Raw genomic sequence first — 18349 nt, forward strand, 5'->3', positions numbered from 1 at the left:
GGGCGCGGCCTTGCGCCCTCACGGAGAAACACGAACCCATGCGCGTACTGCTCGTCGAAGACGATCCGCTGATCGGCAGCGGGCTCGAACAGGGTCTGAAGCAGGAAGGCTTCGCGGTCGACTGGGTGAAGGACGGCGACGCCGCGTCGCTCGCGCTGCGCACGACCGGCTACGGCCTGCTGCTGCTCGATCTCGGCCTGCCCAACCGCGACGGCCTGTCAGTGCTCGCCGCGCTGCGCCGCCGCGACGAGAACCTGCCGGCGATCGTCATCACCGCGCGCGACGGCCTGTCCGACCGCATCGCCGGACTCGACAGCGGCGCTGACGATTACCTCGTGAAGCCGTTCGCGCTCGAGGAACTGCTCGCGCGCATCCGCGCGGTCAACCGGCGCCACGCGGGACGCGCGCAGACCACGCTCGCGGTCGGTCCGCTGCGGCTCGACCCCGTCAAGCACGAGGTCTGGCTCGACGACGCCGAAGTGACGCTGTCGCCGAAGGAATTCGTGCTGCTGCACGAGCTGATGCGCGAGCCGGGCGCGGTGATTTCCCGCGAGCAGTTCGAGGAGCGCCTGTACAGCTGGGGCGAGGAAATCGAAAGCAACGCGGTGCAGGTGCATATCCACAACTTGCGCAAGAAGCTCGGCCACGACATGATCCGCACGGTGCGCGGCGTCGGCTACCGGATCGGTGACGCGGCATGACGAGCGTACGGCGCGCGCTCATGCGCTGGCGCGGCGCATCGCTGCGGCGCCGCCTGCTGTTCTGGCTGCTGCCCGCCGCCTGCGTGATCGGCCTGCTCGCGAGCGCGGGCACCTACTGGGGCGCGCTGCGCGAACTCGACGACCTGCTCGACGACCAGATGCGCAGCATGACGAAACAGATCGTCGTCGGCCCGAACGGCGAGCTGTCGTTCAGCCGCGACGCCGGCGGCAAGCACCACTTCAAGGTCGACGATCCCGACGCGGTGCTGCTGCAGGTGTGGCGCAACGGCGCGCTCGTCTATTCGACCGACCGCGATCTGACGCTGCCGCCGCCGGCGCAGACCGGCATCGCGAGCGTCGACGTCGGCGGCCAGTCGTGGCGCACCTACGTGACCGAACGCGGCGGCACGACGATACGTGTCGCGCAGGCGCGCCACGCGCGCTGGGAAGCGATCGCAGGGATCGCCGTCCACCTGCTGTGGCCGGTGCTGTCGATGCTGCCCGTGCTGGCGATCGGGCTGTGGTTCGGCATCGGCGCGGGGCTGCGGCCGCTGCGCCTGATCGCCGCCGGGCTCAAGCGCCGCAATGCGAACAATCTCGAACCGGTGGACGTCGCGTCCATGCCGAACGAGGTGCGTCCGCTCGCCGAAGCGATCAACGACCTGCTCGCCCGCCTCGACCGCTCGTTCACGCTGCAGCGGCATTTCATCGCCGACGCCGCGCACGAGCTGCGCACGCCGATCATGGGCCTGTCGATCCAGTCGCAGCTGCTGCGTCGCGCGACGACGCCCGACGAACGCGAGCGCATCCTCGCGCAGATCCACGCCGGCACGACGCGGCTCGGCCATCTCGCCGAACAGCTGCTCACGCTCGCCCGCCTCGAACCGGACGCGCAGACGGCGGCTTTCGCGCCGATCGATCTCGCCGCGCTGTGCCGCGCGGTGGTCGCGGATCGCGCGCGCGTCGCCGACGCGCATCGCGTCGACCTCGGTGTGATCGGCACGTCGCCCGTCACGGTCGCCGGCAACGCCGACACGTTGCGCGTGCTGCTGAACAATCTCGTCGACAACGCGATCCGCTACGCGGGCGATGGCGCCTGCATCGACGTCAGCGCGCGCGTCGACGGCGCGACGCCCGTGCTCGAAGTGTCGGACGACGGCCCCGGCATTCCGGAAGCGGAACGGGCGGACGTGTGGGAGCGGTTCTATCGCGGCGCCGGCGCGCAGACGGCGACGTCGTCGGGCAGCGGGCTCGGCCTGTCGATCGTCAAGCGGATCGCCGAGCAGCATCGCGCGACCGTCACGCTCGGCACGAGCTCGGGCGGACGCGGACTCACCGTCACGGTGCGCTTCAATGCACCAGTGTGAAGCCGTCGCGATGCCCGGCTTGTCCACAGATTTTGTTGGCAAGCTTGTGGATATCCTGCGCACCATCGCGCTAAGCCCTTGATCCGACGGGCTTTGGCATGCGTGATGCAGGGCGGGCGCGCGGAAGCGGCGCGCCGCGTGCGATTGTTTCGCGGCTCGCACCGCGCCCGTTGCGCGCGCCACCTGCCGATGCTGCGTCCGGCGCAAGCGCCGCATCGCGCCATTTACCCACAGATTTTGTTGGCAAGCTTGTGGATATCCTGCGCAAGCCCGCGATAACCCCTTGATCGCGCAGCGAAACACGCTGCGCGTCACGGATGCGGCACCGCGGCGCGCCGGCAACTTGACGCCCGCGCGTGCGACACCTCAAGATCGAGCTTGCCGCATGAGGCTAGGCGGGCGCCGGCTTCGTACGACACGCACAGCGACACCCTGTCCACGCCGCACAACGACCGTCAACGTGTCCGAGGGGAAGGCCATGCATCATTTCAGCGCGCTGAAGTTGCTCGCCGTACTCGTCGTCTTCGCCGTCTGCTTCTATCCGTATGTCCGCATCGTCCGCCGAACCGGCCACTCGGGCTGGTGGGTGCTGACGATGATCGTGCCGATCCTGAACTTCATCATGCTCTGGGTGTTCGCGTTCGTGCGCTGGCCGGCCGTCGACGATCAGCAAAGCAGCTGAGCGTCGCCGTATCGCGAAGCGGCCGGCCGGTTCGCGACGCTTCGCACACCCTCGCCGTCCGTCGACACGCGATCGCACGATCGCGGCGGCCCGACTTTTCCCCAGATTTTGTTGGCAACGATGTGGATAGCCTGCGCATACCGCGATCAAGCACTTGATCAGAAAGGCCTTTCTTGCGCTGTCGCGAATGAGGCACCGGCACGTCGATCCACGCGACGCACGCCATCGCGGGCAGGCGCAGGCCCGGCGCTTTTGTCCACAGATTTTGTTGGCAAGCATGTGGATAGCCTGCGCATACCCCGATCAACCGCTTGATCCGAAAGACTTTCCTCGCGCGGGCGCGAATGAGGCACGCATGCGCAAGCCGGCCGCTTGTCCACAGATTTTGTTGGCAAGCGTGTGGATATCCTGAGCATGCGTGACGTAAGTGGTTGATCTCACAACGCTTCGACACGCGCGCCACGCATGTGGCACGGACTTGCGCCGCGTCTTGCTTCGCTCAGCCGAGCGCCGCGATCGCGATGCGCGTCGCCGCCACGATCACGCCGTCGTCCCTCTTCGCATCGGCGTGCGCCTGCGTGTAGTACACGGTCAGCACGATCGGCCCGCGCGCGGGCGGCCAAAGTACGCCGATGTCGTTGAGCGTCCCGTAGTCGCCGGTGCCGGTCTTGTCGCCGACCTGCCATCCCGGCGGCACGCCCGCGCGAATCCGCTTGTCGCCCGTCTTGTTGCCGCGCAGCCATTGCGCGAACTGCGCACGCTGGGGCGCCGGCAACGCATCGCCGAGCGCCAGTGCGCGCAGGCTCGCCGCCATCGCGGCGGGCGTCGTCGTATCGCGCGCGTCGCCCGGCAGCGCGGTATTCAATTCGAGTTCCCAACGGTCGAGCCGGAACGTATCGTCGCCGATCGAGCGTGCGAACGCGGTCACCGCCGCCGGCCCGCCGAGCAGTTTCATCAGCAGGTTCGCGGCCCCATTGTCGCTGTACTGGGCCGTCGCCTCGCACAGCTCGCCGACCGTCATGCTCGTGCCGACGTGTTTCTTCGTCACCGGCGACCACCCCACGGGATCAGTCTGCCGAACCGTCACGCGCTGCGCGAGCAACGCCGGACGCGCGACGGACTGCGCAAGCACCGCCGCGATCAGCATGGCCTTGAACGTGCTGCAGAACGGGAACCGCTCGCCGGCGCGATGCTCCACGCGCCGGCCGGTCGCAGTGTCGAGCGCGCACACGCCGAGGCGGCCACCCACGGCGCGTTCGAGTTCCGCGAGCGATGTCGCCGAACCCGCGGAGGCGGCATTCGCCTGCGGCGACGCGCCCGCCTTCAGGGTCAGCGCGAGCGGCGCCGTCAAGGCGGCAAGCAGCAGGGTTCGGCGTTGCGATGAGTAGGTCATTCCGTTTATCTCGTGGTGGATAGAATCAAGTTGCCGGCCCGGCGAGACGAAATATCGCGACTTTACGGTTGTCTGACAAGCAACGATAATTGAGTGCTGACAAAAGAATTTCTTATGACAAAGCTCCGCCCTCACCTTCCGCTGAATGCGTTGCGCGCCTTCGAATCGTCGGCGCGCCACCTGAACTTCACGCGCGCCGGCCTTGAGCTGAGCGTGACCCAGGCCGCGGTCAGCCAGCAAGTCCGCGCGCTCGAGGAGCGGCTCGGCTGCACGCTGTTCACGCGCCTGCCGCGCGGGCTAGGTCTCACCGACGAGGGTCGCGCGCTGCTGCCCGTGCTGAGCGATGCGTTCAGCCGCATCGAGACGGTGCTCAAGCAGTTCGAGGGCGGGCGCTTCCGCGAGGTGTTGTCGCTCGGGGTTGTCGGCACGTTTGCCCTAGGCTGGCTAATGCCGCGACTAAAGCGCTTCGGCGACGTCCATCCGTTCGTCGAACTGCGGCTGCGGACCAACAACAACGTGGTCGACCTCGCGGCCGAGGGGCTCGATTTCGCGATCCGCTTCGGCGTCGGCAACTGGCCGGGGACGCGCAACGAACGGCTGCTCGACGCGCCGCTCACCGCGCTGTGCACGCCGGAGATCGCCACGCGCCTCGCGCAGCCCGGCGATCTCGCGAACGAAACGCAGCTGCGCTCGTACCGCACCGACGAATGGCTCGGCTGGTTTGCGGCCGCGCAGCTCGAACCGTGGCCGGTCAACGGCCCCGTGTTCGACTCGTCGCGGCTGATGGTCGAGGCAGCCATGCAGGGCGCGGGCGTCGCGCTCGCGCCGGCCTGCATGTTCACGCACGAGCTGCAGCTCGGCCAGCTCGCGCGGCCGTTCGACATCGACGTGCAGGCGGGCGGCTACTGGCTCACATCGCTGAAATCGAAGCCGCTCACGCCGGCGATGACGCTGTTTCGCGACTGGATCGCGAGCGAGGCGGCCGGCGCAGCGCCCGTCGAGTGATCGCCCGATGGCGCGTCCGCCCCCATTTGTCCACAGTTTGTGTTGGCAAGGATGTGGATATCCTGGGTATCTGGCCCTTAACCCATTGATCCCACACGACTTCTCATTGCGATGCACGGATCGGGCAGGCCGCCCGGGCAGCGCCGCGGCGAATGTGCCGCGGCCCCGCATTGCCAACCTTGGCGACGCAATGGCGCGCAGCTTGTCCACAGATTTTGTTGGCAAGCCTGTGGATATCCTGCTGACGCGGCGCGTAAGCATTTGACGCAACAGGGAATTCGATCTGGCGCCACCCAGGTGGCAAGCACGAGGCACGCGTGATGCGATCGCCGCGCGCCGCACCGGTGGCGCGTACGTTCTCCACAGATTTTGTTGGCAAGCTTGTGGATATCCTGCGCATGCGCCCCCTAACTCATTGAGCGCACGGCATTTTGTGTCGCGCATGCACGATTGGGCAGCGCGGTTGGAACCCGCATGGAAGCGCGGCGGCGCGAGCGCGCCGCCGCGTAGGGGCTCAGCGCTTGTCGAGCGAGCCGCGCAGTTCACGCGCCTTGTCGCGCAGCGCCTCGTAGCCGGAGCGCGCATGCTCGGGCAGGTCCGGGTCGCCGATCAGCGCGCCCAGGGTTTCGATCAGGCTGAAGAGAATGCCTTTCGCCGCGCCGACGGCAATGCTCTGCGATTCGATCGACTCGTGCAGGTGGTTGACCGCCGCTTCGAGATGCTCGAGCTTCTGCTCGCCGTCGTCGGGCCGCTTGTCGGTCGTCATCGTGTGCCTCCGGGAATGTTCGAGGGTCATGTCGCGATTCTATGCCGCTGCGCGCGAACGTGGCGCGACTTCGCGCAACGTTCGTGCGGCCGCAGCCGGCCGCGCCCCTACAGCACCGCGACGACCTTCACGCGCCCCGGCTCCGCCGCCGCGACCACCTGGCCGTCGACGCGCCGGAACGTCAGCGACACGCTGTCGTCGCCGACCCGCAGATCGTCGATCCGCAGCCAGTCGACGCCTTCCGGCAGTGCCGGCCGCTCGACCCGCACTTCGTGACGCGCGGCGTCGACGCTCACGCCGAGGCATGCCTGCAGCATCATGAACGGCGCGCCGGCCGCCCACGCCTGCGGCAGGCACGCGACCGGATACGCGGTCGGCGGCTCGCCGCGCCGGCGCGGGAACCCGCAGAACAGTTCCGGTAGCCGCATCTCGAAGCTCACCGCCGCCTCGAACAGCGAGCGCAGCAGGTTCAGCACGGCGGCCTTGTCGCCGTAGCGTGCGAGCCCGCGCGCGGCGAGCGCATTGTCGTGCGGCCACACCGAGCCGTTGTGATACGCCATCGGATTGAAGCGCGGCTGGCCGGCCGCCAGCGTGCGCACGCCCCAGCCGGTCTGGAACAGCGTCGAGCCGAGCGCGTCCGCGACCGCCGCGCCGCGCGCCGGCTCCGGCAGGCCGAACGCGAGCAGATGCCCGGCGTTCGACGCGAGCACGCGGCACAGCTCGCCGTGGCCGTCGAGCGCGATCCCGTAGAAATTCGCGTCGGGCATCCAGAACAGCGCCTCGACCTGCTCGCGCAGCATCTTCGCGCGCAGCGCATAGCGCGTCGCGTCAGCCGCATGGCCGCGCCGCTGCGAGCACGCCGACATCGCCTCGAACGCCGCGCACGCATACGCCTGCACTTCGACGAGCGCGATCGGCCCATCGGGGAAACGCCCGTCCGCGTGGAACACCGAATCGTGGCTGTCCTTCCAGCCCTGGTTCGCGAGCCCGCGCTCCGACGTGCGCTGGTAATCGAGCAGTCCGTACGGATTGCGGTCGCACTTGTCGCTCACCCACTGGATCGCGCGTTCGAGCGCGGGCCACAGTTCGTCGATCAGCGCGTCGTCGCCGGTGTGCTCGACATACGCGCCCGCCAGCACGACGAACAGCGGCGTCGTGTCGACGCCGCCGTAGTACAGCGCGAACGGCACCTCGCCCGTCGCCGCCATCTCGCTCTTGCGGAACTCGTGCATGATCTTGCCCGGCTCGGCGTCGCGGAACGCCGACGTCTCGCGCGCCTGATTCGCAGCCAGAAAACGCAGCACGCCGCGCGCGAGCGACGGCTGCAGCCACAGCATCTGCAGCGACGTGATCACCGCGTCGCGGCCGAACGGCGTCGAGAACCACGGAATCCCGGCATACGGATACGGGCCGGTGTCGAGCTGCGTCGTCAGCAGCCCGAGATCCGCGAGCGAACGGTCGAGCCACGCGTTGAACAGCGGGTTGCCGGTGCGCACGCGGGCCATCGTCGCGCGCCGCGCGCGCATCGCGCGGTGCACCGCGACGAGCGCGGTGCGCAACGGGGCGCGGCCGCACCCCGGCGCCTCGCCGCGCGCCGCGCCGACCGTCGCCTCGACGGTCAGGTAGATCGACACGCACGCCTGCGCGGCGATCGTCAGCCGGTAATCGGCGCGGTCGACCGACAGCGCGTCGGGCGCCGGCGAGAAATAGAGCGTCACCGCGCGCTCGACGCGATCGAGCCCGTCGTAGCGCAACCGCACCGCGCCCGCGTCGATGCGCGGCGGCGCGATCGTGCCGCGCCGCGTGCGGCGCGTGCCGCGTACCTCGAACATGTCCTTGAAATCGGCTGCGAACGACAGCGACAGCGGCACTTCGGCCTCGCTCGCGCCGTAGTTCGTCAACGTCAGCGCTTCGTACAGCACGTTGTTCGCGAGCACGCGCATCCGCTCGATATGGATCACGCCTTCGGGCGTCTCGTGGCCGCCGAGCGGCGGCAACGGCCGGTTCGTCAGGTGCGCGGTGAACGACGCGTTGTCGGCGCTGGTCGCGCCCGACAGCAGCGACGGCGCGCGGCCCCCGAAGGTCAGCCGCCATTTCGACAGCACGCGCATGTCGTCGACGAACAGGCCGTCGTCGTGCCCGCCGATGTCGCCGAGCGCGTCGCTGACCACGAACGCGTCGCCGGCCTTCAGCACGTACTGGTTGTTGCGCGCGGCCGCCTGCGGGTCGGCCTCGGGCGCGATGAATGCGGGGCCCGACGCCTGGGTCGGGGGCACAGGCGCGACCTGGGGGCCGCGCGTCGTCGTCTCGTCGGCGTGATTCGGCATCGATGCTCCTGTGTTGGGCAGCACGCGCAGCGCGCGTCGCTCGTTCCGCACAGGATAGGCCAGATTGCGCCGCCTCCGCAGCGACGAAAAAACCGCGGCCCCGCGCGGCGTCGGTGCCGTGCGGGGCCGCTCCCGTGCCAGGCGCGGGTCAGAGGCGGGTCAGAACTTCCACAGGATGTTGCCGAGCACCGCGTTGTCGCGCACGCCGCTGCCGAACTGGCCGCTGTACGACACGCCGAGCGTCAGGTTCTTCGTGACGCTCGCATCGAGCCCGAGCTCGAGCACCGCGCTGTCGCGCGCGATCGGCACGCCCGCGACCTGGAACGACGTGCTGCCGGCCGCGAACGCGAACGTCGACGTCGGCCGCACGTTGCCGAACGCGTGCCGCCAGCCGACCGTCGTGTGCGCGGTCAACGCGCTCGTCGCGAGCACGCCGAGTTCCGTCGCCGCGCGCACGCCGAGCGTCGAGAAGCCGACGTGGCTCGTGTCCGAACCCGTGCTCAGCGCGGCCGCGCCGCCGCTTTCCGTGTAGGCGTTCGTATGCAGGCGCACGTAAGCGAGCCCCGCGAACGGCTCGAGCGCGAAGCGCCCGACGGGAAGCGCGTAGCCGACCTCGCCGAATACCTGCGCGGTGTTCGCGTCGTAGCTGGCCGAGTTGCTGTCGCTGAAGCCCGCATACGACGGATGGCGGTCGGCGTTGATCCGGTGCCACGTATAGGCCGCGCCGCCGCGCACGCCGAGCGCGTCGAACTGCGCGCCGCCGTACAGCACGACCGAGTAGCTGTTCAGCGAGGCCGACGAAGCCTGGTCGTTGTCGAGCGAGCTGTGCGTGACGCTGCCCGCGAGGCCGACGCGCGTGCGGTCGTTGAGCGCCATGTCCGCGCCGGCGATGAAGCCCGTCATGCTGCGGTTGATCGTCGACGCGTTGCCGTCGCCGGCCAGCCGGCTGCGGCCGCCGAAGCCCTGCCCCCACACGACCGGCCGGTACGGCACGTTGCTGACGCAGCCGGCGTGCGAGCCGAGCCGCCGCTCGGGCGGCAGCGCGTTGCCGCGCGCCGCGGCGGCGCCCGTGTCGTCGCACAGCGCCGAGCCGCCCGACGACAGCGCCGCGAGCGGTCCCGACCCTGCCGCGAGCCCCTGGCGCACGCGGTCCGACACCGCATCGCGCACATAGCGGCTGTCGGTCATCAGCATGCTCTTCGCGCTCGCGTAGAACTCGCCGTCGAGCTGCCGGAACGCGGTGCGCGCGGTGGGCGCGTCCGCGACGAGCACCGAGTCGTACACCGGATTGCCGTCCTTCAGCGAGCCGATCGCCTGGGCGACCGCCACTTCGTTCGGCGTGGTCGCGACCGACGTGAACGACGTGCCGTTCGTCGACAGCTGCAGGTACACGTGACTCGCGTCATAGCTGAGCGTCGGCGTCACGAACGCATAGGTCGAGCTCACGCCCGCGAACTGCCCCGTCACGCCGCCGCCCGCGCTCATGATCGTGTACTGCTGGTTCGCCTGGTACGACGCCTGGCTCGCGATTACCTGCACGTTGCCGCCGTTCAGCGTCGCGCTGCCCGTCGCAGCGAGGCTGCCGCTTTGCTGCGGCGTCGTGGCGACCTGCATCGTCGAGCCCGGCTGGAACGTCACGTTGCCCGCGACGTTCAGCGCCTGCCCCGGCTGCGACAGCGACGCGGTGCCGCCGCTCGAGACGACGAGGCCGCCGATCGTGCCGGTGCCCGTCACCGTCGCGCCGCCCTGCACGGTCACGGTCGACGCGGCCAGCGAGCCGTTGACGGCCAGCGTGCCGGCCCCGACCGTGGTCGGCCCGGACAGCGTGCTGGTGCCCGTCAGCGTCAGCTGTCCGCTGCCCGCCTGCGTGAGCGAGCCGGTGCCGGACAGTACGCTGGCGACCGTCACGTTGCCGGACTGGTTGAAGACGAGCGCGCCGTTGTTGGCGATGTTGCCCGCAACGCTGCCCGACGTGCCGCCGTTGCCGAGCTGCAGCGTGCCGCCGGCCGCGATCGTGGTGCCGCCCGTGTACGTGTTGCTGCCGGTCAGCACCTGCGTGCCGCTCGCCACCGTGACGCCGGCCGAGCCGGCGATCGTGCCGCCAAACGCCGCGCCGTTGCCGTTCAGCGCCAGCGCATTCGCACCCAGGTTCACGTTGGTGCCGGCCACGCCGGACAGCGCGCCGATCGTCTGCGCGCCCGTCGCGCCGCTCGCGTCGAAGGTCGCGCCCGTGCCGGCGAGGTTCACCGCGCCCGTCGATGCCAGGCTGCCGCCCTCGCCGAGCGCGAGCGTGCCGGCGTTGATCGTCGTGCCGCCGGTGTAGTTGTTCGCGCCCGTCAGCGTCGTCGTCGCCGCACCGTTCTTGACGAGACCGCCTCCGCCGGAAATCGTGCCGCTCAGCGCGAGCGCGTTGCTGCCGCCGAGCGCCAGCGACGCGCCCGTTCCGAGGTTGACCGCGTTGCCGAGCGTCATGCTCGTGGTCGTATCGAGCGTCGCCGCGCCGCCGACGTTCACCACGCCGACGCCGAGCGCCGCGTTGTTGCCGAGCACCAGGCTGCCGCCGTTCAGGTTCGTACCGCCCGTGAACACGTTCGCGCCGGTCAGCGTCTGCGTGCCGGTACCGGCCAGCGTCAGGCTGCCGGCACCGCCGATCGTGCCGTTGTACGTCGCGTTGCCGCTGCCGGCCAGCGTCAGCGTGTTGCCGCCGAGGCTCACGTTCGTGCCGGCCACGCCCGCCAACCCGCCGATCGTCTGCGCGCCGCCTTCGCTGATGTCGAAGGCAGCGCCCGCGTTGGCCAGGTTCACCGTGCCCGTCGCCGCCAGGCTGCCGCCCAAGCCGATCGCCAGCGTGCCGGCGTTGATCGTCGTGCCGCCCGTATAGTTGTTCGCACCGGTCAGCGTCGTCGTCGTATCGCCGTTCTTGACGAGACCGCCCCCGCCGGAAATCGGGCCGCTCAGCCCGAGGGCGTTGCTGCCGCCGAGCGTCAGCGCCGTGCCGGTGCCGAGGTTGATCGCGTTGCCGAGCGTCATGCTCGTGGTCGTATCGAGCGTCGCCGCGCCGCCGACGTTCACCACGCCGACGCCGAGCGCCGCGTTGTTGCCGAGCACCAGGCTGCCGCCGTTCAGGTTCGTACCGCCCGTGTAGGTGCTCGCGCCGTTCAGCGTCTGCGTGCCGCTGCCGGCGAGCGTCAGGCTGCCGGGGCCGCCGATCGCGCCGTTATACGTCGCGTTGCCGCTGCCGGCCAGCGTCAGCGTGTTGCCGCCGAGGCTCACGTTCGTGCCGGCCACGCCCGTCAACCCGCCGATCGTCTGCGCGCCGCCTGCGCTGATGTCGAAGGCAGCGCCCGCGTTGGCCAGGTTCACCGTGCCCGTCGCCGCCAGGCTGCCGCCCAAGCCGATCGCCAGCGTGCCGGCGTTGATCGTCGTGCCGCCCGTGTACGTGTTCACGCCGCTCAGCGTCGTCCTCCCCGCGCCGTTCTTCACGAGGCCGCCGTTGCCGTTGATCGCGCCGGCCAGCCCGAGATCGTTGCTGCCGCCGATCGTCAGCGTCGAGCTGTTGGCGAGATTGACCGTGTTGCTGAGCGTCACGTTCGTGCTCGTGTCGAGCGACGCCGACGCATTGACGTTCAGGTCGCCGGTGCCGAGCGACGCATTGTTGCCGACCACCAGGCCGCCGCCGTTCAGGTTCGTGCCGCCCGTAAAGTTGTTCGCCCCCGACAGCGTCAGCGTGCCGCCGTCGTTCTTCGTCAGCGCGCCGCCGCCCGACACCGTGCCCGACAGCGTAAGCCCGGTCGCGCCCTGCACCGTCAGCCCGCCCCCGGTGAGCGTCACGGTGTTGGCGACGTTGAGCCCCGCCGTGCCCGCCTGCAGCGCGCCGCCGGAGGCCGTGATGTTGCCGGTGCCGAGCGACGCGTTGTTGTTGATGATCGCGACGCCGCCCGCCAGCGTCGCGTCCTGCGCGGTGGACGCGCCGTTGATCGTCCAGTTGCCGCTCGTGAGGTTCAGGTGATTGAAGTTGATGTAGTTGTTGACCGCGATCGTGCCGTTCGCGGGGGTGCCCTGCTGCAGCACGAGGGTGTTGTTGCCGCCCGCGCCGCCGTCGACGATGCCTGTCTGCGCCACGTTGAGCGTGTTCGGGCCGACCGTGATGTTGAACGCGCCCCCGGTGCCGCCCGCCGCGTTGACCGACGAGCCGGTGACCGCGGTGAACGTGTTGTTGCTGTTCGCGCCCATCGACACGCCGCCGTTGATCGTGCCCGAGTTCACGAACGTGTTGCCCTGCCCGGGCGTGCCGTTCGAGCCGAACGAGACGCGGCCGTTGATCGTCCCGCTGTTCGTCATCTCGACCTTGCCGCCGCCGTACGCGGCGACCACGGGCGCATCCGCGCCGACGAGGGTCGCGCCGACCAGCGGGTTCGAGCCGATCGTGCCTGTGTTCGTGATGTGCGACGTGCCGCCCGTGCCGTTCTGGACCGACAGCGCCATGCCCGTCACGCCGCTGACCGCGACCCCGGTCGAGCCGTTCATCGTGCCGTTGTTGATGACGTTGGTCGAAATGCTCGCCGACGCGTTGCCGACGACCGCGCCGCTCGACAGCACGCCGAGCCCCGAGCCGAGCGCCGACGGGTCGATCGTGCCGTTGTTGGTCAGCGTGGTGTTGTTGCCCGTCAGCGACATCGCCGTGCCGCCGACGCCGAGCAGCACGCCGACGCTCGCGCCCGGGTTGACGGTCGCGTTGATGTTGTTCGCGCTGTTCGCATAGCTCGGCTGGAGCGGGTTGGCGACGCCCGAGCAGGTCACGGTGGTGCCCGCCGTGCTGCAGGTCGCGTACGCGGGCACGATGCCGGCCCCGCTGAGCGCAAGGCAGACGCCGGTGGGCAGCAGGAATCGCGGAAGTGGCTCTCTGATTTTTCTCGTACGCATGCGGCTCATGCTTTCTCTCCCTGAGTCGGAAACAGACGGCAAGAAACGAATCGAAGGCGCGAAACGACAACTGCGGGCCACCGCGGCAAGCGGAAAACACGGGACGAACGAAGCCCCTCCGACGGTCCGGAAATGGAGTCGGATTCATTCAGGTTGCAATGCGGAAAATCAGCCCGGAAACGCGAAAGCGGTGTTAGCCGAATGACATGACGGTGGCCCCTCTGGCAGCGACGTTCTGGTTGATTTGATAACTGCCCTGCTAATTGTCAGACAAGGTATATCAAAGAGGCCCTATTTGCCAAACGATATGTCGTCGTTGGCGTGAAAATTAGAATACGTCGGTATTTTCCCGCACTGAATTTCCCGTACTGGCGGGCGTCGCATTGCGCTCCGATTTCACTGGCAAATCAGAAGAGCGCCAAATCCAAATTAATTGAACGATTCCCTGAATTCTTGCATCGCGATAAATGGATGCCCGTAGAATTATTAAATACATCCATAATTCAAATCCGAATGCACCGCATCAAAATCGATTACATCCGCTCAATTTGATCTGGATCATTTCGATTTTCGATTCGCCTGAATCGAATGGCATGAAAGCTGCTGTTGCAACGGCCTGATCCGTTACGAAAACAGGCTTTGCAGGAACAGCATCGGACGGAACGAGATTGGCCGGGCATCCGGATCCAGCCACAAACGGATCGCATACACGGCGTAGGCCGGCGCCTCGCGCCAGCTCGAGTAGAGGTCGCGCAGCTGGAATTGGCGCGGATACGCGGCGTAGATCCGCACGTCGCCCGCCCCTATGCGCTGGAACGCGAGCCGCGCCCGCGCGAGGTGGTAGTACTGGCTGACGAGCAGCACGCGCGACGCCCGATGCGCGCGCAGGTAGGCCATCGCATGCTGCGCCGTCGCGAGCGTGTTGTCGCCCTGGTCGTCGACGACGATCCGGTCGGCCGGCACGCCGCGCGCGATCAGGTAAGCGCGCATCGCGGCGGCTTCGTCGAGCCCGGGCCCGTCGATCGCGCCGCTGACGAAAATCACCGGGCACCGGCCGGCCTGGTGGCAACGCACGCCCACGTCGAGGCGGGCGGCCAGCAGCGGCTTCGGGGCGCCTTGCGCATCGAGCGCATTGCCGAAAATCACCGCGACGTCGGCCGCCCCGTCGGGCATGCGCAAACCACCGACGACCAGCCCGACGGCGCACAGCAGCCACACGAACGCGACGAACGCGCATGCGCGGCCGATCCGGCCGATGATTCCCCGGTTTCCTGCCTGCTTCAATATGGTTGGCCTCTCAGGTCGCCCGATTCCGCAACCGGCGTCGCCGGTGCGCGTCACGCGCCGCTCGCGCGGACGCGACGGCGCGTGACACTAGCATGCCGCGCCGAAACCTGTCCACGAACCGGGGAGACGGAGATCGCCGGCCGACGCCGGCAGCGGGCACCGGGAGCCGGGCCGCGTGGAAGGAAAGGAAGAAAGGAAGCGGAACGCGCCGCGTGTCAGGCCGCCGCGCGCATCGGCACGCGGCCCATCGCCGCCGCCGCGCCGCGGACCGCGCAGGTCAGCGGATCGTCGGCGACCCGCGCCGCGAGCCCGGTCTCGTCGTGCAGCCGCTTGCCGAGGTTCGCGAGCAGCGAGCCGCCGCCCGTCAGCACGATGCCGCGGTCCGCGATGTCGGTGACGAGTTCGGGCGGCGCGTTCTCGAGGGTGCGCTTGACCGCGCCCACCACCGCGTTCAGCGGCGCGACAAGCGCGTCGGCGACGTCGTGGTTGCTGAGCTCGATCGTGCGCGGCAGGCCGTCGACGACGCTGCGCCCGACCACCCGCATTGTTTCGCGCGGCACGCCGGCGCTCGCGGTGCCGATCGTCTTCTTCACGTGCTCGGCGGTCTGCTCGCCGAGCTGCACGCCGTACAGCGCGCGGACGTGGTTGACGATCGCCGCGTCGAACTGTTCGCCGCCGACGCGGATCGCCTCGCGATAGACGACGCCGCCCAGCGCGACTACCGCGACCTCGGTCGTGCCGCCGCCGATATCGACGACCAGCGAGCCGATCGCGTCGGTCACCGGCAGGCCCGCGCCGAACGCGGCGGCGAGCGCCTCGTCGACCAGCGTGACGCGCGCGGCGCCGGCCGCGAGCGCCGCCTCGGACAACGCATGCCGCTCGACGGCCGTAGCGCCTGACGGCACGCACAGCGTGACCTCGACGCGCCGGCCGAACCGCGAGCGCGTGCGCGACATGTCGATGAAGTGACGGATCATCTGCTCGGCCGCGTGCGCGTCGGCGATCACGCCGTGCTGCAGCGGCCGCACCGCCTCCAGATGGACGGGCTCGCGGCCGAGCAGCGCTTTCGCGCGCTCGCCGACCGCCTCGAGCGTCGGCCGCGTGACCACGCTGTCCGGCTTGCGGAAACAGATGACCGAAGGCTGATTCAGCACCACGCCCCGGTCATGCGTGTAGATCCGCGTGCTCGCGGTACCCGGATCGATCGCGACGGGGTGCGCGAACAGCTTTCCGAACAGCGGTGTCGACATGATCAAACCTTTACGAGCGGGCAAAAACGTTTCCGGCGACGCACGACGCGTGCCGGCCCATCCCCGCCTTAGCGGCAAATTATGCCGACACTTTAGACAGTTCACGTGATTTTTTCGCGAAGGTATCGTTTGCGCCACGCCGACTGCGTCCCGACAACGCGCTCCGGGTCTCGCTTCCGCCCCGCAAAACACGTTAATCTCTCGGTTTTGCCTGCTTCCCGCAGGCTTCCGACGCCCATCACGCCTGCTAACCACGATGACAGCGCCTGATTCTTACCGCTGGCGAGGGGTGCGCAGCCTCTGCCCGACGCTCGCCGCCCTGTGGTGCTGCGCCGCCATCGCGCAACCCGTGCCGGCCGCGGGCGCGTCCGCTTCGCCCGACGCCGCCCCGCCCCCGAATGCTTCGCACGCCTGCCATCCCGACGGCGGCCCGGCCGGCCGGCCGGCGGTCGGCCTCGTGCTGTCCGGCGGCGGCGCGCGCGGCTACGCCCATCTCGGCGTGCTGAAGGTGCTCGAGGAAAACCGCATCCCGATCGATTGCATCGCCGGCACCAGCATGGGCGCCGTGGTCGGCGGCCTGTACGCCAGCGGGATGCCCGCCGCCGACATGCAGAAGCGCCTGTCGGAAACGAATCTCGCGGACGTCGCGTTCGACGTGACCGAGCGCGCGGACCTGCCGCAGAGCCGCCGCGAGGACGAGCGGCTGTACGCGAACGGCGTGACGCTCGGCTTCAGCGGCAAGGGCGTGAAAGCCCCGGCCGGGCTCGTGCAGGGCAACCGGCTGCAGGCGCTGCTCGCCGACTGGACCGCCGCCATGCCGATCAACCAGCCGTTCGACCAGCTGCCGATCCCGTATCGCGCGATCGCGACCGACCTGCAGACCGGGCAGATGGTGGTGCTCGACCGCGGCTCGCTGCCGCTCGCGATCCGCGCGAGCATGGCGATGCCGGGCCTGTTCGCGCCCGCCGAGATCAACGACCGGGCGCTGGTGGACGGCGGCCTCGTCAGCAACCTGCCCGTCGATACCGCGCGGCAGATGGGCGCGGACGTCGTGATCGCGGTCGACATCGGCTCGCAGTTGCGGCCGCTCGACGCGCTCGCGTCGCCTGCCGACGTGATGCAGCAGATGGTCGGCATCCTGATCCGCCAGAACGTGGCGTCGCAACGCAAGCAGCTCACGTCGCAGGATGTGCTGCTCACGCCCGAGCTCGGCTCGCTCACGTTCACCGACTTCCAGAAGGCGAACGAGGCGATCGCCGCCGGCGCGGCCGCCGCGACCGCGGCGCTGCCGCGCCTGAAGCGCTACGCGCTCACGCCGGAGCAGTACGCCGCCTACCGGGCGTCGCACACGCAGCCGCTGCCGCCGGCGGTCCGGATCACCGACATCGAGATCCGGACCAACGGCGGCGTGCCGAAACGGGTCGTCCGGGACGCGCTGCACGTGAAGCCCGGCGACACCTACGACCCGAACGCGGTCAGCCGGGACCTGCTGTCGCTCACGACGAGCGGCAATTTCGAGAGCGTCACGCAGCAGGTCGTCAGCCACGGCGACGAGAACCGGCTCGTGATCGACGCGCGCGAGAAATATTGGGGTCCGAACTTCCTGCTGTTCGGCCTCGGCATGTCGAGCAGTTCGACCGACCAGGGCGGGTTCCGGCTGCACGTCGGCTACCGGCGCCCGTGGCTCACCGAATCCGGCCTCGAGTTCCGCACGGACGCGACGGTCGGCAGCGACCTGGATGCGGTGCACGTCGAGCTGCGCCAGCCGCTGTCGGTGAAGTACGGCGACTACATCGCGCCGTACGCCGAATACCAGCGCCGCTACGCGAATCTGTACGACGAAAACGTCGACGTGAAGGTCACGCAGTACATGATCCAGACGGCGCGCGCCGGCATCGACTTCGGCGTGCCGATAGGGCGGCTCGGCGATTTCCGGATCGGCCTCGCCTATACGCACAGCCACGGCTCGCCGACCTACAACCTGCCATTCAACTTCGACGACAACGGCCAGACGACGCTGCTGTTCTCCAGCTACTCCGCGGACGCGCTGTCGGCCCGTGCGCGGCTCGTGATCGACCAGCTCGACGATCCGATGTTCCCGCGCAAGGGCTACTTCGCCGATTTCCGCGTCGAACGCTCGCTGATGTCGCGCAACGGCGCGTCGTCGGATACGATCGATTCCAGGATCACCGACGCGCCGTACACCGAGCTGTACGGCAAGCTGATGGTCGCGCAGCAGTTCGGCCGGCACAGCGTCAGCGCGGGCGTCGAGGGCGGCAAGAGCATCGGCGGCACGAACCTGATCAACGCATTCAACTTCACGCTCGGCGGGTTCCAGCACCTGTCGGCCTACGCGGCCGACCAGCTGAACGGCGATTCGCTCGTCTACGGGCAGATGACCTACATGAACCAGCTGGCGACGTTCACTTCGTCGCCCGTCAAGGCGCTCTTCGTCGGTGCGAGCGCGGAGGTCGGCAACGTGTGGTCGGGCGGCTCGGGGATCGGCGGCGGCGCGCTCAAGCAGAGCTACACGTTCTTCACCAGCCTGACGACCACGTTCGGTCCGGTGTACATGGGTATCGCGCTCGCGCCGGGCGGCCGGCGCAACATCTACGTGCAGCTCGGCCGCACGTACTGACGCGGCGCGC

General features: G+C 69.2%; 11 protein-coding genes. 5 read left to right on the forward strand and 6 right to left on the reverse strand.

What is annotated here, in order from left to right:
* The first annotated feature begins 38 nt into the window (after positions 1 to 38).
* From B7P44_RS28790 to B7P44_RS28800, 3 genes are all read left to right on the forward strand, one after another.
* Positions 39 to 701, forward strand: coding sequence for a response regulator (locus B7P44_RS28790; RefSeq protein WP_084909269.1), 663 nt, complete (start codon positions 39 to 41; stop codon positions 699 to 701).
* Entirely contained in the window at positions 698 to 2068 is a 1371-nt protein-coding gene (locus B7P44_RS28795) for an ATP-binding protein (RefSeq protein ID WP_084909270.1), read from the forward strand. The genes B7P44_RS28790 and B7P44_RS28795 overlap by 4 nt, the downstream gene beginning before the upstream one ends.
* Before the next feature lie 478 nt (positions 2069 to 2546).
* Positions 2547 to 2750: a DUF805 domain-containing protein gene (locus tag B7P44_RS28800; RefSeq protein WP_084909271.1), complete on the forward strand. Its 204-nt coding sequence runs from the start codon at positions 2547 to 2549 to the stop codon at positions 2748 to 2750.
* Between the two features lie 499 nt (positions 2751 to 3249).
* On the opposite strand, the gene blaPEN-bcc is transcribed toward B7P44_RS28800, so the two are convergent.
* Entirely contained in the window at positions 3250 to 4143 is an 894-nt protein-coding gene (gene blaPEN-bcc, locus B7P44_RS28805; protein WP_084909272.1) for a PEN family class A beta-lactamase, Bcc-type, read from the reverse strand.
* 114 nt (positions 4144 to 4257) lie between these two features.
* On the opposite strand from blaPEN-bcc, the gene penR reads away from it, so the two are divergent.
* A complete protein-coding gene (gene penR / locus B7P44_RS28810) occupies positions 4258 to 5148 on the forward strand; it encodes a beta-lactamase transcriptional regulator PenR (protein ID WP_084909273.1) in 891 nt (296 codons plus the stop codon).
* A gap of 514 nt (positions 5149 to 5662) precedes the next feature.
* Here the strand turns inward: penR and B7P44_RS28815 are convergent.
* From B7P44_RS28815 to mreB, 5 genes are all read right to left on the reverse strand, one after another.
* Positions 5663 to 5914 carry a hypothetical protein gene (locus B7P44_RS28815; RefSeq protein WP_084909274.1) on the reverse strand — a complete coding sequence of 84 codons (252 nt, stop codon included), beginning with the start codon at positions 5912 to 5914 and terminating at the stop codon, positions 5663 to 5665.
* Between the two features lie 107 nt (positions 5915 to 6021).
* Positions 6022 to 8241 carry an amylo-alpha-1,6-glucosidase gene (locus B7P44_RS28820; RefSeq protein WP_084910081.1) on the reverse strand — a complete coding sequence of 740 codons (2220 nt, stop codon included), beginning with the start codon at positions 8239 to 8241 and terminating at the stop codon, positions 6022 to 6024.
* Positions 8242 to 8400: 159 nt separating this feature from the next.
* Entirely contained in the window at positions 8401 to 13173 is a 4773-nt protein-coding gene (locus B7P44_RS28825) for an autotransporter domain-containing protein (RefSeq protein WP_084909275.1), read from the reverse strand.
* A gap of 615 nt (positions 13174 to 13788) precedes the next feature.
* The gene (locus tag B7P44_RS28830; RefSeq protein WP_084909276.1) at positions 13789 to 14448 is read right to left on the reverse strand and encodes a YdcF family protein; all 660 of its coding nucleotides are present in this window, start codon (positions 14446 to 14448) and stop codon (positions 13789 to 13791) included.
* 218 nt (positions 14449 to 14666) lie between these two features.
* Entirely contained in the window at positions 14667 to 15701 is a 1035-nt protein-coding gene (mreB, locus tag B7P44_RS28835) for a rod shape-determining protein (protein WP_084910082.1), read from the reverse strand.
* A gap of 256 nt (positions 15702 to 15957) precedes the next feature.
* Between mreB and B7P44_RS28840 the strand changes: the two genes are divergently transcribed.
* Complete coding sequence (locus B7P44_RS28840; protein WP_084909277.1) at positions 15958 to 18339, forward strand: patatin-like phospholipase family protein; 2382 nt, start codon at positions 15958 to 15960, stop codon at positions 18337 to 18339.
* Positions 18340 to 18349 lie beyond the last annotated feature (10 nt).

The sequence above is a fragment of the Burkholderia ubonensis subsp. mesacidophila genome (assembly GCF_002097715.1).
Lineage (GTDB): Bacteria > Pseudomonadota > Gammaproteobacteria > Burkholderiales > Burkholderiaceae > Burkholderia > Burkholderia mesacidophila.